This is a genomic window from Bacillus sp. V2I10 (assembly GCF_030817055.1).
In the GTDB taxonomy this organism is placed as follows: Bacteria; Bacillota; Bacilli; order Bacillales; family Bacillaceae; genus Bacillus_P.
On the sequence record NZ_JAUSYV010000001.1, the window covers coordinates 719200 to 736550 of the forward strand.

General features: G+C 40.8%; 10 protein-coding genes. 8 read left to right on the forward strand and 2 right to left on the reverse strand.

What is annotated here, in order from left to right:
• Positions 1–939, reverse strand: coding sequence for a polyisoprenyl-teichoic acid--peptidoglycan teichoic acid transferase TagU (tagU, locus tag QFZ72_RS03730; RefSeq protein WP_307429553.1), 939 nt, complete (start codon positions 937–939; stop codon positions 1–3).
• Positions 940–1173: 234 nt separating this feature from the next.
• On the opposite strand from tagU, the gene QFZ72_RS03735 reads away from it, so the two are divergent.
• The 6 genes from QFZ72_RS03735 to QFZ72_RS03760 all read left to right on the forward strand — a co-directional run bounded on the left by QFZ72_RS03735 (position 1174) and on the right by QFZ72_RS03760 (position 13322).
• Entirely contained in the window at positions 1174–5511 is a 4338-nt protein-coding gene (locus QFZ72_RS03735; protein ID WP_307429556.1) for a fibronectin type III domain-containing protein, read from the forward strand.
• A gap of 142 nt (positions 5512–5653) precedes the next feature.
• On the forward strand, positions 5654–6970 hold the full coding sequence (locus QFZ72_RS03740) for a cell wall-binding repeat-containing protein (RefSeq protein WP_307429561.1): 1317 nt from the start codon (positions 5654–5656) through the stop codon (positions 6968–6970).
• 149 nt (positions 6971–7119) lie between these two features.
• Positions 7120–8025, forward strand: a complete 906-nt coding sequence (locus tag QFZ72_RS03745; protein WP_307429564.1) for an SGNH/GDSL hydrolase family protein — start codon at positions 7120–7122, stop codon at positions 8023–8025.
• Positions 8016–9902 carry a cell wall-binding repeat-containing protein gene (locus QFZ72_RS03750; protein WP_307429567.1) on the forward strand — a complete coding sequence of 629 codons (1887 nt, stop codon included), beginning with the start codon at positions 8016–8018 and terminating at the stop codon, positions 9900–9902. The genes QFZ72_RS03745 and QFZ72_RS03750 overlap by 10 nt, the downstream gene beginning before the upstream one ends.
• A 464-nt stretch (positions 9903–10366) precedes the next feature.
• Positions 10367–11920, forward strand: coding sequence for a S8 family serine peptidase (locus QFZ72_RS03755; RefSeq protein ID WP_307429570.1), 1554 nt, complete (start codon positions 10367–10369; stop codon positions 11918–11920).
• Positions 11921–12011: 91 nt separating this feature from the next.
• Entirely contained in the window at positions 12012–13322 is a 1311-nt protein-coding gene (locus tag QFZ72_RS03760; RefSeq protein ID WP_307439576.1) for an Fn3-like domain-containing protein, read from the forward strand.
• Here the strand turns inward: QFZ72_RS03760 and QFZ72_RS03765 are convergent.
• Entirely contained in the window at positions 13305–13577 is a 273-nt protein-coding gene (locus QFZ72_RS03765; protein WP_307429572.1) for a hypothetical protein, read from the reverse strand. The genes QFZ72_RS03760 and QFZ72_RS03765 overlap by 18 nt on opposite strands.
• Between QFZ72_RS03765 and QFZ72_RS03770 the strand changes: the two genes are divergently transcribed.
• Together QFZ72_RS03770 and QFZ72_RS03775 are read left to right on the forward strand one after the other, a co-directional pair.
• Positions 13549–15003 carry a cell wall-binding repeat-containing protein gene (locus QFZ72_RS03770; protein WP_307429574.1) on the forward strand — a complete coding sequence of 485 codons (1455 nt, stop codon included), beginning with the start codon at positions 13549–13551 and terminating at the stop codon, positions 15001–15003. The two genes, QFZ72_RS03765 and QFZ72_RS03770, sit on opposite strands and share 29 nt — an antisense overlap.
• Positions 15004–15198: 195 nt before the next feature.
• Positions 15199–17307 carry a cell wall-binding repeat-containing protein gene (locus QFZ72_RS03775; RefSeq protein ID WP_307429576.1) on the forward strand — a complete coding sequence of 703 codons (2109 nt, stop codon included), beginning with the start codon at positions 15199–15201 and terminating at the stop codon, positions 17305–17307.
• The last annotated feature ends 44 nt before the right edge of the window (positions 17308–17351 follow it).

A 17351-nucleotide genomic window follows, 5' to 3' on the forward strand; every position in this document is an offset into this window, starting at 1 on the left:
TTAGTTTGAAGCCGTACTAGGCTCAAGCTCCAAATGCTCTTTTAATTGATTGGAAAGGCCCGTTCTTTCTTCTTCAGAAACGATATAGTAGTAGATGCCGCCAATCATGTCGCCTTTGCCTTTTACCTGGTATTGCTCCATGGAGTTGCGTGCATCTTTATAATTCTCCTGAATGCTCCACATTTCGTCCATGTCCATGTTTGTTTTTACGTTGTTTTCGACAACTTTGAACATTTCGCCGAACTTCGTGATGGAAGAGATGTTGGCTCCTTTAGAGATAACGGCTTGAAGGACTTGACGCTGGCGTTCCTGGCGTTTGAAGTCGCTGTCCTGTTTTCTCATTCTTGAATAGGCGAGTGCCTGTTTACCGTCTAATTGAATGTTGCCTTCATTAAATGTGTAGCCGCCGTAGCTGAAGGCTTTTGAGTTGTTTACTTCGATGCCGCCAACTGCATTGACAACGTCCTGAAAGCTTTCCATGTTTACTTTTACGAAGTAGTCAACAGGCACGTCAAGGAAGTTCTCAACTGTATTGATCGTCATTTCTGTTCCGCCGAATGCATACGCATGGTTAATTTTATCTTCTATGCCTTTGCCGACAATTTCAGTCCTTGTGTCACGAGGAATGCTGATCATGTTCGTTGATTTTTTATTTGGGTTGACTGTTAAGAGGATGAGGGAATCGGATCGTCCGCGGTCTTCATCTCTTTCATCAACACCCAGAATTAAAACAGAGATGGGCTCTTTTTCTTTAAACGCCACTGGCTGCGGCCGTTTTTCAGAGTGCTCTCTGCCGATGTTTTCCTGAATATTTGCAACTGTTTTTGTTGCTGTATTATACAAATAAAGAGCATAGCCTCCAGTGCTGAGCACGAGTAATCCAATGATGCTGAGCACAATCCAAAGCCATTTGCGCTTTTTATGTTTTCTCTCTCTCATATTACCATCCTTTAATAGATTTAATAGCCTATACACATTATATTTTTACAAGAACATGGAAACAATACTTTTTTTGTAAAAATAAGTGATATTATACTATGAGACGTTGTTCATGAGCGGAAAGTTTCATGAATTTGTAGATTTTTGTCTATAGAATCAAATATACAAGTGATTTTTTCAAAACTATAATAGGTTTATATGTTTATAAGAAACTAGGGGGATTACAAAATTACTATGAAAAGAATGCTGTCGGTTTTTATGATTTTATCTTTGCTTATTACCATGGCATTGCCTTATACGGCGGCAGCTGAAGAAGGGACGCTAATTGGGTTTCATTCGTATAAAAACACAGGGAAAGGGATTCAGTTATTGTGGACAGCCACATCGGTGTCCGTTGAACCTGAAACATTTGTCCTGAAGAAAAATGATCAGGAGAATGGGATTGAAGCCAAGCTTGTAGATGAACTGAAAAATAGAGATGGTTCAACTGCGAGAACATACGAATACATTGATGAAGACGTAAAGGAAAACGAAACGTATACATATCTTGTAAAGCTCGCTGGGGACGAATCCGTTCAGACAGAGGCTATTACTGTTGTGTACAAAAAAGGCCATGATGACAGCGGAACTCCTGTTAACCCAGGTGAACCTGTTGTGATCGATGATAAATTTATCTTAAATGCAAGAGCTGAAGGTACATCTATTATCGTGTCCTGGCCAAAGTACAATGTCACTGAAACAGTGGAATATCAATTGTTTCAGGACGGGAAATTTGTTCAGAGCTTCAGTGAGGCAGGCGAATACGTCTCTAAGGATCTAGCGCCTGACACAACCTATGCATTCACAATGAAAGTGATAGCGGGAGACAAGCTTCTCGATACGAAAGAAACAAGTGCTCAAACAGAAGAAGCGCAAAAACCAAACTACACGGTGTTCTTTTACCAAGTAAATGATTCATCGTTTGAAGCAAGCTGGTTTTTAGACGGCGCAGTTTCTTATAATGTGTATCTGGACGGAAAATTAATCCTGGAGAAAACAAATGAAACAGAAAATATCTTCACTGATTTGAAGGCAGCCACTGAATATGAGGTGAAAGCGTCCGCATTTGATATAGATGGAAAGATGATCAGCGAAGCAGCAGTTAAAGGGAAAACGAAGGAAGCGGCTAAAGGTAAAACGATTGAGTTTAAGGATAAAAACCTAAAGCTTGCCGTACAGGAGCAGCTTCGGATTCAAAGAGATGTCACGGAAAGTGATTTAGAGAAACTGACTTATTTAAATGCTTCTCCATATGAAATTAAGGATTTGTCCGGCCTCGAATATGCAGTGAATTTGCAGCATTTAGAACTTGCAGGAAACAGATTGAATAGTTTTGAGGCGTTAAAATCATTTACCAAGCTCGAGTATCTGGATTTATCGATGTCTGGTGCATCTGATTTTTCACCGCTTAATTCTTTAACGAACTTACACAGTCTGCTGCTTGCAGACACAAGCTTCAAGGATCTTAAACACTTTCAGAAGCTGACGAATTTAAAGCTTTTGGATTTAAGCTGGACAGGCGTTAAAGATGTGTCTGTTTTAGAATCATTTCATCAGCTTGAGGAAATCAATCTGTCTTATACAGAGGTTAAGAGTATTAAAGGGCTGGCTAACCTTCCATCTCTGCAAAAGGTCATTATTTATGGATCTGGCTATATCGATATTCTTGATGAAACCGGCCTTTTTAATGACTCGGTGGAATTTGTCTATGACGACAGCCTGAACATGTATATCACTCAAGTTAAGCCTGGAGATCTTAACGCAGCTATTGAATGGGAGTATGAAGGCGAGGGGCGCCTTGCTGCTTATGAAGTGACTATCAATGGGAAAAAAGAAAAAATAGAAACAAGCAAAAAATCTTACCGCTACGTTGCATCAGGCTTGAATCCGGATAATCAGTATTCTTTTTCTGTACAGGCTTTCAGTAAGGAAGGGAAGCTGCTTGGCTTTACGAACGGCATGTTCTCTACCTTAAAAACGCCGTCTGGGGAAAAAGTGATATTTACAGATGCTAAGCTTAATAAAGCGATGAAAGAGTACTTTGGCTTCAAACGGGACATCGTAGAGAGCGATATGGAGCATCTTACAGAGCTTGATCTGACGGGTGCCGGGATTCGAGATTTATCTGGCCTGGAAACAGCCAAGAATCTTAAAATGCTTGGCTTATCAGGGAATGATCTTAAAAACCTTAAACCAATTGAAAGCCTGACAGGAATGACGTTCCTTCTTTTGGACGGAAACCGTCTGCAGGATTTCTCATCCTTAAAGAAATGGCCGAACCTGCAGTATTTAGATCTTTCTGATACAGGGATTAAAGATCTTTCTGTCCTTGCTTCATTGAAAGAGCTGGGCGCACTTGGTCTTGCTTATAATGGATTGGATGATCTTACTGAACTGCCTGCGCTTGAGCAATTAGGCTCTCTTTATATAGGAGGCAATGATCTTTCCTCCCTTAAAGGGATTGAAAGATTAACAGGATTAACCGAACTCAGTCTGAGCGAAAATGAATCGATTACAGGAATTGAAGAGTTGACTGCTTTAAAAGATCTGCAATACCTGGATCTTTCGTTAACATCGATAGAAAATATACAGCTATTGCTTGAGCTTGATTCTTTAGTTCTCGTTCTCTTATTTGAGATCGATACGCTTGATTTGACGGAGGGATCTGAGGCTTTTGATGTCATCACACAGCTTAGAGAAAAAGGTGTCCATGTTGAGTATGACTATGAGGAAGAAGAGTTTTGGATTTATGCTTCAAGAGCAACGGAAGACTCGCTGGAAATCTCTTGGGAATACTTTGGGGAAGAAGAGCTGGATCATTACAAAGTCTTAGTCAATGGTGAAGTAATAGCAGATAAAGTAGACGGCTATGAGTACAGCTATTGGATCAGAGGTCTGGCTTCAGACACTTCCTATGATATAGAAGTTCAGGCTTACAATTCAGAGGATCAGCTGCTGTTCAGTGCTGAAACAACTGAAATAACAGAGAAATCTCCTGAAGGTCCAGTTGTTCAATTTAAAGATGACAATTTAAGAGACATGATTAAAGAACAGCTTGGTTTAAGCCGGGATATTCGCTCGAGTGATATGGAGCGCCTTCAGGATTTATTCCTTGCAGATATGGATATTAAAGATTTAACGGGCTTGGAATATGCCTCAAACCTAATGTATGTCTATATTCTAAACAATGAGTCTGAACTGGATTTATTCCCTCTTAGCGGGCTATCCATTTACGATTTGTCGATCGAAAACTCGAAACTGAAAAGCTATGAAAAGATTGCAGAAATGGAAAACCTGGTTTCCCTCTCTATTAGAAATAACCAGCTTAAAGATCTTTCGTTTTTAAAGGGATCAGAACAGCTTGCTTATCTTGATCTTTCTCATAATAAAATCAAGAACCTTTCCGCTCTTTCTAATCTGGATGAGTTAGCAGAGCTAGTGCTGCATGATAATCAGATTGAACAGTTGGGAGATGCGGATTTAGAAGGGCTTATCTCTCTGGAAATGTCCAAGAATCCATTGAAAGATTTAACTGGATTAGAAAGATTTGAGTCACTGGAAGTTGTCACATTGGAAAGAACTGAGTTAAAAAATATTGAAGAGCTGTTGGATCTTGAAGACTTGAGCCTGGTCTCGCTCTACGGAATCAATACACTTGATCTGTCCGCAGGATCTGATGCTGACCTGGTCGTTCAGGAATTGAGAGAGAGAGGCGTCACAGTTCAGATTGACATTACGAATTATCCTGAGATCCATATTGATGATGTGACACAGCATACCATCTCTTTTTCGTGGGATAAAATGTTTGAAGGATCAGAAGGTTCTTATACCATAATCGTTGATGGAGTGTATACAGGAGAAGAAGAGCCTCTGCCTGCTTCTGAAACATCATACGAGTTGACCGATTTAGAGCCTGGTACAACGTATCTCATTGAAGTCTATGGTGAAACAGAAGAGTTTGGAAACTTCGCGTCGATCGAAGTAACGACTCTGCCAGAAGACGAAGAAGGTATGAAGCAGGCTGAGCTTTATCTGATAAATGAGGAAGAACAGCCGGTTGGAAAAGCCGAGTTTATGATAGCCGGTCTTGATGTAAACAATGAAGACGTTGTATATGAAGGCTACTCTGATGAAAATGGACAGCTGATTGATGACCTTCAGGCAGCTGAAGGGAAATTCAATCTGAAAGTCGGTGCCTACAGCCTCTTTGTTTACAGTGAAGGCGTCGAGTACGAATATGAATTTGAAATTGAAGAAGACCAAGACTATATGAAAAATCCGCTGCTGTTTGTTTTAGGATCTGAAAGAACTGAGACAGGTGAGACAGGTGAAGAAACTCCGGATAAAGTAGAGCAGCCGGAAAAAGAAAGCGCGAATCAGCCAATTTTGCCTCAGAAAGCAATACCTGCTTCTGGCATCAGGGAGAATGAACTTCCGAAAACAGCAACAACGATGTATCAGTCAGTCTTTTTTGGAACAATCCTCATGATGGCGGGTGCTGCCTTGTATGCAGCACGTCGAAAAAAGGCGTAAATAGTAAGCAATAGGCAGCGGAAACGCTGTCTTTTTGTTGTCTATTATCTAATGAGGCAACAATTTGTAACATACTTGTAAACTGTCTGACTATTAAACTGTTATATAATATGAAAGGGTAAAAACATCATAGGAGAATGGTATGAAGCGAATAACTATTACAATGTTGAGCTGTCTCAGTCTTTTGATGATTCTTTTGATCTCTCAGCCGGAACAGGCAGAAGCAGGGACAACAAGCAGAATCTATGGTCAGGATCGTTATAAAACGTCAGTAGAGGTTTCAAAGAAGACCTTCCCGAACGGTACAACCAATGTCATTATTGCAGTAGGTAACAACTTCCCTGATGCTTTAGCAGGAGGACCGCTTGCTTACAAGCTTAATGCGCCAATCCTTCTAACGGGGAAAGATGCAATGCCTGCAGCAATTACTAATGAAATAACAAGATTACATGCTAAAAATGCATACATACTCGGCGGTGAAAGTGCTGTTTCTGCAGCAGTAGCCGGCAAACTCAAAGCAATGGGCCTGACTGTACAGCGTATATCCGGCTCCGATCGCTACGAAACATCTGTAGCCATTGCAAAAAAATTAGGATCTGCAACTAAAAAAGCATTCATTGCAAACGGAAGCAATTTTCCAGATAGTCTTTCAGCATCTGCGGTTGCTGCGAGGCAGGGCTCACCCATCCTGCTGGTAAAGAAAACAGGCGTTCCAGTATCAGTGAAAAACTATGTAAATGGTTTTACTAAATCATATGTAATCGGCGGAACAGGGGTTATTGCATCGGGCACAGCGTCCCAGCTTCCGTACCCTGAACGAATTGCAGGAGCGAACCGCTATGACACATCAGCAAAGGTAGCCACTAAGTTTGCAAGCTTCTCTGCTTCTCGTGCCTTACTTGTGTCTGGTAAGACGTATGCTGATGCATTAACAGGTTCTATCTATGCAGCAAAGCAAAACATTCCAATGCTTCTGACAAATCAATCAACCCTTCCAGCTGAAATTGGAAAATTAATCGATACTAAAAATGTACAGACCGTCACCGTGATCGGCGGATCGAGTGCAATCAGCAACAGTGTGCTTACCTCGATTTATTTTCCAGTAGACAAGCTTATTGAAACGGCAAAATCCCTGCAAGGCGTGCCTTACAAATACGGCGGCACAACAACATCAGGGTTTGACTGCAGCGGGTATACACAATATGTTTTTGACAAGCATGGAGTGGATCTTCCAAGAACTACGGTTGATCAATGGAATGAGGCAACAGTAGTAGCCGTTCCGGAAAAAGGCGATCTTGTATTCTTTGAAACGTATAAAGCAGGCCCGTCTCATGTAGGAATATTCATCGGCAATAATGAGTTTATTCATGCAAGTTCTTCAAAAGGCGTAACGATTTCCAAAATGGATAACGTATACTTTGAACCGCGTTACTTAGGTGTAAAAAGTGTAATTAATTAAGCGGTGAGCAAGCCTCACCGCTTTTTTTTATGAATAAACAGTAAAATTTTGATAAATGAATGATAAATTTCCTTATCCTTGCTTGCAGGGAGAATCTATCATCTCTATGATAGAAAGTAGAATAGTGCACATGCTGGAGGAAATTTGATATGAATAAAATTGTTACAATATGCGTAATCGTCATAAGCGTTTGCGTGATTGTATTAGGAAATATCCACTGGAAACAGAAAATCAGTTCAGCCCAGGAACAGGCTGCGGAGAAAAAAACTGAAGTGCCTGCTGCCGCCGTTGAAGAGGAACCTGATTGGATGGCAAAATCCGCTAATCTTCCAGATCCAATCAAAGAGAAGATGAAGCTTTTTCAAGAGACTGCGAAACCTGTAAAAATTGTCGCTGTCGGATCTGAAAGCACACCATCTGACCATGCCGGATGGCCGAAATTAGTTCAGACTAACTTAAACAAAGCTTACGGACAAAATATGTTTTCTCTTCAAGTTCTATCCTACAAAGAAGGCACGACCATTACGTTTATCAGTAAAAATTACGTGGAACAAGTCAACAAACTTAAACCGGATATGATCATCTTCGAACCTTTCACTTTAAACGATAATGGAAAAGTAGGTTTGCCAAATTCATTAAAAAACATGAAACAAATTATCGGAAGCTTTAAAACAGAAAATCCAGAAGCGATTATCTATCTTCAGCCTCCTCATCCAATCTTCGACGCCACCTACTATCCGCAGGACGTAGAAGCATTAAAAGACTTTGCAAAAGAAAACAAACTCAACTATCTCGATCATTGGACAAACTGGCCGGATCAGAAGAATGAAAAAATTAAAGAACATGCTTACAGAAAATCAGGCAGCACCGAATGCAGAGGGAAACAAGGTCTGGGCAGAATACTTAACAAATTACTTTGTGAAAACCACGGAATAGATCCTATTAAAAGGGATCTATTTTTTTATCTTATTTTGGAAACTATTACAAAACCTGTCGGATTATATGTTAAGATTTTACTAGAATCTAAATTTTGGAGGCAAAGTACGTGTATCTAAAAAAAATCTCCCTTTTCATGTTTATGTCAGTTGTTTTCGTTTTTCTGCAGCCGTCACTGTCACAGGCAAGCACCCTTGATTTTAATAGCGTGCAGCAAAAAGTCAGTCAGAAGTGCAGGTATAACCCGCAAACAGAATACGGGAAGTTCATTCCTTATCAAACAGGAAATTGTCTTTTGACGAATGTTGCCCTGGAGCTTGAAGTTCCTGCGGAAATTGTAAAAGCTGTTGCGACTAAAGAAAGCATCGACTGGCAGCAATTTAAAAACGGAGAACCTATTCTATCTGGCGATGGCGGTATAGGCATCATGCAGATTACGGTATACCCGGCAGCAGATAAAGAAAATTTGAAAGGGAATGCGATTTTTAATATCTACTCAGGGGTTAAGAGATTAAAAGACTACCTGACTTTTCCTGTCGGCTCCAATCAATCTGCACCTCTCGTGCAAAAGGACGATCCGGCTGCATATCTTGAAAGATGGTATTTCTCTGCCTTGCGGTACAACGGAATCAAACCCGAGAACAGTCCCCTCGCAATTTGTGAAGGGAATGGAGAAAGAAATTCTGGAGCTTATCAAGAAGAACTGTATGAACTGATTAAGACTGATACAGGCAAAGGGATACAGGATATCAATACTAAGATTGCTTTAATTGATATGAAGCCTGCAGATTTCACTTATACTTGTAAAACTAGTGAAAATATTACTTTCAATAAAACAGATTTTAAACTAAATGCTCAAATGACAGAAACAAAGCATCTTTTTAATAAAAACGATACTCTTATCACGTTTAATGAAGATGCCGCAGAGCCAAAAATTCGTCAGGGAGCAACTGGGTCTTCTCCTGTAGTTAAAGCAGGAAAAGGGATTGCTGTAAAACCCACTGGGGAATTTGTTTATGACAGCAGTGCCGGTTCATCCAACCACTTCGTCTGGTATCCAGTTCAGGTGAAAGATTCACAGACTAAAGGATATGTGGCATCCAGTTATTTAAAGCGTATTTTAACAAGATTGGAAGGCGCGAGCCGCTATCATACAGCTGCAGAAATCTCAAAAGAGGGCTGGAAGCAGTCTGATACAGTGGTTCTTGCGACTGGAAGAGATTTTCCCGATGCTTTATCAGGAACGCCTTTAGCTGCAAAATATCATGCACCTCTTCTGTTAGTAGACGGCAAATCTAAAACCATTCAATCAAAGAACAATCTTCCGGCTAAACAAGAAATTACAAGATTAGGAGCCGAAAAGGTCATTATTCTTGGCGGAAATGGAGCAATACCATTAGAAGTAGAAGGCGAACTTCGGGGATTAGGTTTATCAGTTACCCGTATTTCGGGATCTAATCGATTTGAAACTTCAGCTAAAATTGCAGAAAGCCTGCCTTCCACTACAGCAATTGTTGCCACAGGAAGAAATTTCCCTGATGCTATTTCTGTTGCGGCTTATGCATCTAAAAAAGGCTACCCAATTCTGCTTAGCGAAGTGGACACTATCCCTGAAAAGATTAAGAAGTCATTAACAACAATATCTAAGACAGTCGTAATCGGAGGGGAAAATGCCATATCAGCTAAAGTATTTAATGAGCTGAAAAGCAAAAATGCCATAAGAATCAGCGGGAAAAACCGATACGAAACAAGCATACAAGTTGCCCAGCAATTAAAACTGGGGCAAAACGAAATCTTCACAGCAAGAGGGGATCAATTCCCTGATGCTCTCTCGGGAGCGGTCCTCGCATCAAAGAATAATGCATCCGTTCTACTTGTAAATGATACATCATCAAAAACTTTAATCGACAAGTATCAAGCGGCTACTATTCTTGGCGGACAAGGAGCAGTAAATGCTGACATCGAGAAAGAAATGATCAATCTATTAAAAAATTAAACTCTGCTGTTAGACTTAGACTGTCAGGTTCTCATCTGACAGTCTTTCTGCATTTTATAAAGAATTTCGTAAAATAAAAATAATTCCCCGGGAAAAGTGTTGAAAAATGCCTGAGAAAAGTCGAACGGCATCAGGACTTTTGTCCCTCCGTCAAAATTCTATCTCAATATACAAATCAGTGGATATTTATAATCTTTGTTTAGACGCAGAGATGTCAGCATTTCTTATCTATTTTTCGCTTTAAAACATTGATGCATCAATGTATAACCAGCATCATAAGGTACTGGTTTTTGTCGGAATTTGTCTTTGGTATACTAGTGAATAAAAGTTTTCATAAATGTTTGACTATTCAATATTTTACAAATAGAATAAGAGAGTAAATAATCTCTATATATGTTAAAGGAGGGATAAATTAGTATTTTTTTAGTGAAACACACTGCTAAATTACTAGGGGGGTCAAGTAGTTGAAGGTTAAACTGAAAAGATCGTTATTTTTACTGTTCGCTTTCTTGCTGGTTTTCTCAAATGCAGCATTAGCAGCGGTTCCGACACCGCAAAAGGGAAATGCCAATACTGAGGTTAAGAAAAATGCCGGCAAGCAATCTATTAAAAAATCAGACGCTGAAAAACAATATAAGAGTACGGACAAAGTTCGTGTAATTGTCGAAGTCGAGGGCGAGCCAGCAATTACATATGCAACAAAGCAAGGGAAGAAATTCGATGCTCTTGCAAAATCAAAGCAGGAAGAGCTGAAAGCGAACGCTTTGAAGGAGCAAAAAGCGGTTAAAAACCAAATATCTGCTAAAAGCATCGGAATGAAATTCGAACAGGAATTTACCACTGTTGTAAACGGCTTCTCCGGAGAAGTTGAATATGGAAAGATCGCTTTGCTTGAAAAATTAACAGGCGTTAACAAAGTAACGATCGCTCATGAATACGAGCGTCCGGCTGCAATGCCTGAAATGAAATACAGTAAAGACTTAGTGGAAGCACGCGAGTCTTGGGATTTAGGCTATGACGGTGAAGGAATGATCGTAGGTATCATCGATACAGGGATCGATCCAAGTCACAGAGACATGATTCTAAGTGATGATACAGTTCCTGCTTTAACAGAAGGTTCTGTAGGTGATGCTGTTTCAGATCTTAACTTGCCAGGAAAGTATTACACAGAAAAAGTGCCTTATGGTTATAACTATATGGACGAAAATGAAGAAATTCTTGATTTAGGACCAGGCGCATCGATGCACGGAATGCACGTAGGGGGAACGGTTGGCGCAAATGGAGATGAAGAGAACGGCGGCTTAAAAGGCGTGGCTCCTGAGGCGCAGCTTTTAGCTCTGAAAGTTTTCGGAAACGATCCTGAAATGCCTTCTACATGGAGCGATATCTATGTGAAAGCAATTGATGATTCCATTCAATTAGGTGCAGATGTATTGAATATGAGCTTAGGCTCAACAGCATCATTCGTGCTGCCTGAAGATCCTGAGCAGCAAGCTATTGCAAGAGCAGTTGAAAACGGAGTGGTCATGTCTGTTTCTGCAGGTAACTCAGCTCATTTAGGAAACGGCTGGGCTAATCCTTATGCAAGCAATCCTGATGTAGGAGTAGTTGGATCTCCAGGTCTTTCTTATGATTCCCTGCAGGTTGCTTCCATTGAAAACTCAACAATTGATCTTGATGCGATGAAAGTTCAAGTAGACGGCGCTGATTTTGGAACAATTGGGTACCAAAAACAGGACGGACCGAAATTCCTTGATAAGTTCAAAGGTCAAAAGCTTGATATTGTGTATGTAGGAGATGGACAGTCTGCACAATATGAAGGAAAAGATGTAAAAGGTAAAGTTGTCTTTGCCGTTCGTACAGGGGGATATTTCTATGCAAATATCCAAAAAACAGCTGAAGCAACAAGGCGCTGCCGGTGTGATCATCCGCGGATTGCCTGCACATGGCGATTATGTGAGCATGGCTTTAGACAAACCTTCAATTCCATTGGTTTCTTTAAGCATTGCAGATGGTAATGCCCTTGAAGCCCAAGCGAAGGAAGGCAAGAAACTAGAAGTAACATTTGGAGATGACAAAGTAGCTGCTCCAAATGCTGATGCAGGAAAAATGTCTGCCTTCACTTCGTGGGGTGTGACTCCTAATCTTGATTTCAAACCTGAAATCACAGCTCCGGGCGGAAAAATCTTATCTACATTCAATGATAATCAATACGGAATTATGAGCGGAACGTCGATGGCTGCACCTCATGTGGCTGGAGGATCTGCGATTGTGCTTGAGCGCGTAGACGAGTTATTCAATTTAGAAGGTGCTGATCGTGTCCTTATGGCGAAAAACATCTTAATGAATACGTCTCAGCCTGTAATCGATAAAGGATTGGTTAATGACGCTTTTGGATGGGAGCTTCCTTATTCTCCTCGCCGTCAAGGTGCGGGATTAATGAAACTCTATTCGGCACTTAATACACCTGCAGTTGTAACAGAATCAAAAACAGGTGAAGGAAAAGTGGCACTGAAAGAAGTAGGAGATAAAGTAGAATTTTCTCTTGATCTTGAAAACTTCAGTGACAAAGCCGTTTCTTATGACGTAAAAGCAAATGTTCAAACGGATTTCGCTAATAAAGGATCTCTCGGATATAACTATGATGAGCTTGAGACACAAAAATTACTAGATGCTGTTATTAAAGTAGACGGCAAGGACACTGCGAAAGTAGAAGTTGCTGCCGGGGAAACAAAAACAGTAAAAGTAACACTTGATACTGCAAATGCAAAAGTCTTAGGGGATGACTTTGAAACTCCTGTTCCAGTGAAGGATGTCTTCAAAAACGGATACTTTGTAGAAGGATTCGTGACATTCTCTGCTGAAGGATTATCACAGCTGACAGTACCTTATGTAGGTTTCAATGGAGACTGGGGTAAGGCTCCAATCCTTGATGCGATGAACTTTGATACTGAGAATGAAACTTTCTATGGGATTTCTGGAGTTGTATCAAAGGATGGCGAAGACTTCAATTTCCTTGGATATGATGCGTTTAACGAAAAAGTTCCATTCGATGGAAGCAAAATTGCGATTTCTCCGAATGGCGACGGCAGCAATGACCAGTTAATACCGGTTCTTTCATTCCTGCGAAACGCTAAAGAGGTAAAATACAATGTTCTTGATGAGAACAAAAAACAATTGCGTACTGTCCGTACGGAGCTTGAGGTCCGCAAGCACTACTATGATGCAGGTTCAGGTTCGACGTATACGTTAAATCCTGCAAACCAATGGGATGGAAAAGTGAAAAACGCTCTTGTAAAAGACGGTAAATATTACTTTGAAATTGCTGCAGCTGTAGACTATGCAGGGAAAGCTCCTCAAAAGGTTCACGTTCCTGTTATCGTGGATACAGTTCAGCCAACTTTAAAATGCAGAATTTAAAGATAACAAAGTAACATTCGATGCATCGGATGAGCGTTCAGGAGTTGCATACTTTGATGTTCTTGTTAACGGCCAATCTGTCGTTGGCAAAGATAAAGAGGGAAATCCATTAACGCTTGCGCCAGCAACAACGGAATTCAAGCTTGAGAATCTTGCGACAGGTTCAACGGTAACGGTTCTTGCAGTAGATAATGCAGGCAACACATCTGCAAAAGAGTTCAAAGGTGTGAATGATGGGACAATTCCATCAATCATTGCCGAGCTTCCTGAAGCCCTTGGAACATATGATACGAATGAAGTTCCTGTAAAAGGCTATGTGACAGATGAGTCTAAAGTGACAAACTTCACTGTTGACGGCAAATCTGTTGAATTGAAATGGAATGCTGAATTAAAACGCTACGATTTTGAAACAACTCTTACACTTGAAGATGGATTCCATAAAATCCGCATCGCAGGTAAAGATGAAGCAGGCAACGAAATTTCTTTCTTAAAGCAATTCTTCGTTGACACAACTGCACCTGAGCTTTCAGTAAAAGCACCTGCAAGCGTAAATGCTGCAACTGAAAAAGCAACCTTAACAACAAATGTTTCTGATAATTTTGAAGAGCTTCGTGTAGTGGTTGACGGGGACGAGGTCTTCTATAACATGCTGAGAGAGCCTTATGAAATGAGAGGCATTGAAAAAGAAATCAAGACAGAAGTTGCGCTTCAGCCAGGTGAAAACACATTCATGGTAGAAGCGACTGACTTAGCCGGCCACAAGACGGTTAAAGAAGTAAAAGTATACCGCGGAGATGATAAAGTGAGCCGCATCAGCGGAAAAGACCGCTATGCTACAGCAGCAGCCATCAGCTCTGAAGGCTGGGAGAGCTCTGAGCTTGTCTTCCTTGCAAAAGGACAGGAATTTGCTGATGCATTAGCAGGTGTTCCGCTTGCAGCTCAATATGATGCGCCAGTTTTATTAACAGATTCAAAAGGGTTATCAGCAGCTACAAAAGCTGAGCTTGAAAGATTGGGAACAGAATCAGTTGTGATCCTTGGCGGAACCGGCGCCGTTTCTGAAAACGTTGAAGAACAATTATATGATATGGGCATTGAAGTAGACCGTATCTTCGGTAAGGACCGATGGGCAACTGCGGCAGCTATTGCAAAAGAGGTAGCTCCGGATGGTTCAGAAGATGCAGTTGTTGTAAATGGAACAAGCTTTGCAGATGCTCTGGCAGTTGCTTCTTATGCAGGTCAGTACGGTATGCCAATCGTATTATCTCAAAAAGATAAGCTTCCTGCAGCATCAAGTAAGGTTCTTGAAAAACTGGGTGTTGAACATACATTGGTAGTCGGTGGCCAAGTGGCTCTGTCTGACAGTGTTTACAAAAAGCTTCCAGATGCTGAAAGAGTGTATGGAAAAGACCGCTATGCAACAAGCGTAGCGCTTGCAGAGTACTTTGAGCCATCATTAGATGTGGTATATGCCGCAACTGGACAAAACTTTGCAGATGCATTAGCGGGAGCAGCATTAGCCGCTAAGCATGAAAGCGGAGTAATCCTTGTCGGCAAAACATTATCTTCAGAAGTTAAAAACTTCTTCGGAGGCAATGAAATTGGACAAGTGAAAGTGTTTGGAGGAAAAGGGGCTGTATCTGATGAGGTCCTTTCTGAGATTCATAAATTGATCCAATAAAAAAATTCAATTACCTTCCAGCTGTTGGGCCTATTGGCTCGGCAGCTTCTTTTTGCTTATCTGACAAAAGGGCTATGTCCTCTAATGCCTTAATCCCTAATTAGCCTTAATTGACATAATCTTATAAGAATGAGAGATTGCGGGTGATATAATAAGAGAGTAATAGCGAATTATGCAGAAAAAGGAGAGTGAATGATGAAAAGCAGCAAGTCATGGGCAATGGGCATCTTTCTATTTTTAATGCTCTTATTCGCCCCGAATACAGGTTTTGCTGAAAAAGTCCTTGTTATTGATCCTGGTCATGGAGGGAAATTCACCGGTACATGCGGTTTAACTGGGAACACGACTGGTTTTTGCGAAAAAAAAGCCAATCTGATTGTGTCGCAAAAAGTGAGAGATTACCTTAAAACAAGCGGCATTAAAGTTTATTTAACAAGAGATACGGATATGGAATTTGCACCATATTTGAAGAAAGCGGACGGCAGCACAGATGGCGGTGACTTTGATCTCAGAATGCAAAAGGCCAACCAGTTTGCAAAAGGAAATAATGATAACAGCGTATTTATTTCCATTCACCATAATGCTCATCCAAGCAACCCCTACGTAAAAGGATACGAAACCTACTTTTATAATGGCGTAGACCACGCAAAAGAAGAATATCCTCACGATCCCCTGCAAATCAAATACTTAGCAGATAATCAGCGCTTAGCAGGTGAAATCCATCCGACTGTTTTAGCTAAATTAGGTTCAATCGACAGAGGTATTGCCGATGATCAAAGTTTCTATGTCATCCGCAATGCACAAATGCCTGCTGTCCTAGTGGAAATGGGCTACATGACCAATCGTGAAGAAGAAGCACGAATTAAAACGTTGGATTTTCAGAATAAGGCAGCTCAAGCCATCGGTTCATCCGTCGTGAATTACTTTAAAGTCTATGAAGTATACGATTCCGGCAATCATAAATTATTAACGACGAAATCGAAGGATCAGGCTCTGCAATTTGCCAAAAAACAGACGAAACCAGTCAGAGTGTTTGATAAGAATGCTCAAAAAGATATCTATAAAACAAGCACACTATATGAAGTGCACCACAGAACGAATGGAAAATTAGGAGAGTTCTATACATCAAGTGAAGCTATGGCTTTTGCACAACGCTACAGGAATACGAGACTTGTCTATAAAAGCAACGGCTTTACCCTTTGGTCGAACTTCCTGCCTAAAAAATATGATCTCTATGTAAATGATGCAAAGAAAGCAGGCTACGTCGATTTTGAGCACGCTCGTTACATTGCAGGAAAAAATGCGCCAAATGCGAGAGTTGTAAATAATATTTCAGGTGAAGTAGTATTCACAAATATCGCAAACGACAAAGTTACAAGAAAGCTGCCATTAACGAAATTAGTTGGTGCAGATCGTTATCAAACAGCAATCAATGTTTCAAAGAAAATGTATCCTGCAGGTTTTGCAGACAGCAAACCGGATAAAACCATCATTATTGCAACAGGCACAGGATATGCTGATGCATTATCAGCAGGTCCGCTATCAAGGAAGCACGGAGCAGCGCCAATCCTTTTAGTAAAAGGAACTGAAATGGATTCTTACATAACAAATGAAATCACCCGTCTAAAAGCAAAAAAAGCGATCATCATTGGCGGTGAAGGTGCCGTCTCTAAAGGTATTGCCACACAGCTTCAATCAATGAAACTGACGGTTGAAAGAATAAGCGGAGCGAATCGATTCGAGACAAATCAGCTTATTCTAAATCAAATCGGAAATGTAGATGGCTACTTTGTCACATCAGGACGCAACTATCCGGATGCTCTTGGCGCAGCGCCTATAGCATCTCAGAAAAACTGGGCCATTATGCTGTCCGATACAAACAGTCTTTCAAGTGAGGCAAGACTGAAACTTAAAGGCAAGCAGGCTCTTATTCTTGGAGGAAATGGTGTTCTCACTTCAACTATTGATACTCAGGTGAAAAATGCAGCTCCAGCAAGCTATGCACGTTTAGCCGGTAAAGACCGCTATGAAACACTTGCAAAAGTACTGTGGCGTTTTGATCCATATCTAAACTCAGATTCTATTTTAGTATCAACCGGAGCAAACTTCCCGGATGCATTAACGGCAGCGCCTTTATCGTTAGTGACAAAGGCACCGCTGATCCTGACAGGTTCAGCGTTTAACAAATCCCTGGAAACATACATCATGGAATATGGCGGCAAGCATCATATGAAGGAAGTTACGCTTATCGGCGGAGCCGTACCTGATGTGATAACAAGCGAGATTTTCAACAGAGTAAGATAATTCAGATTGATTCGGGCCCGCATGAGCCCGAATCTTTCTTAAGT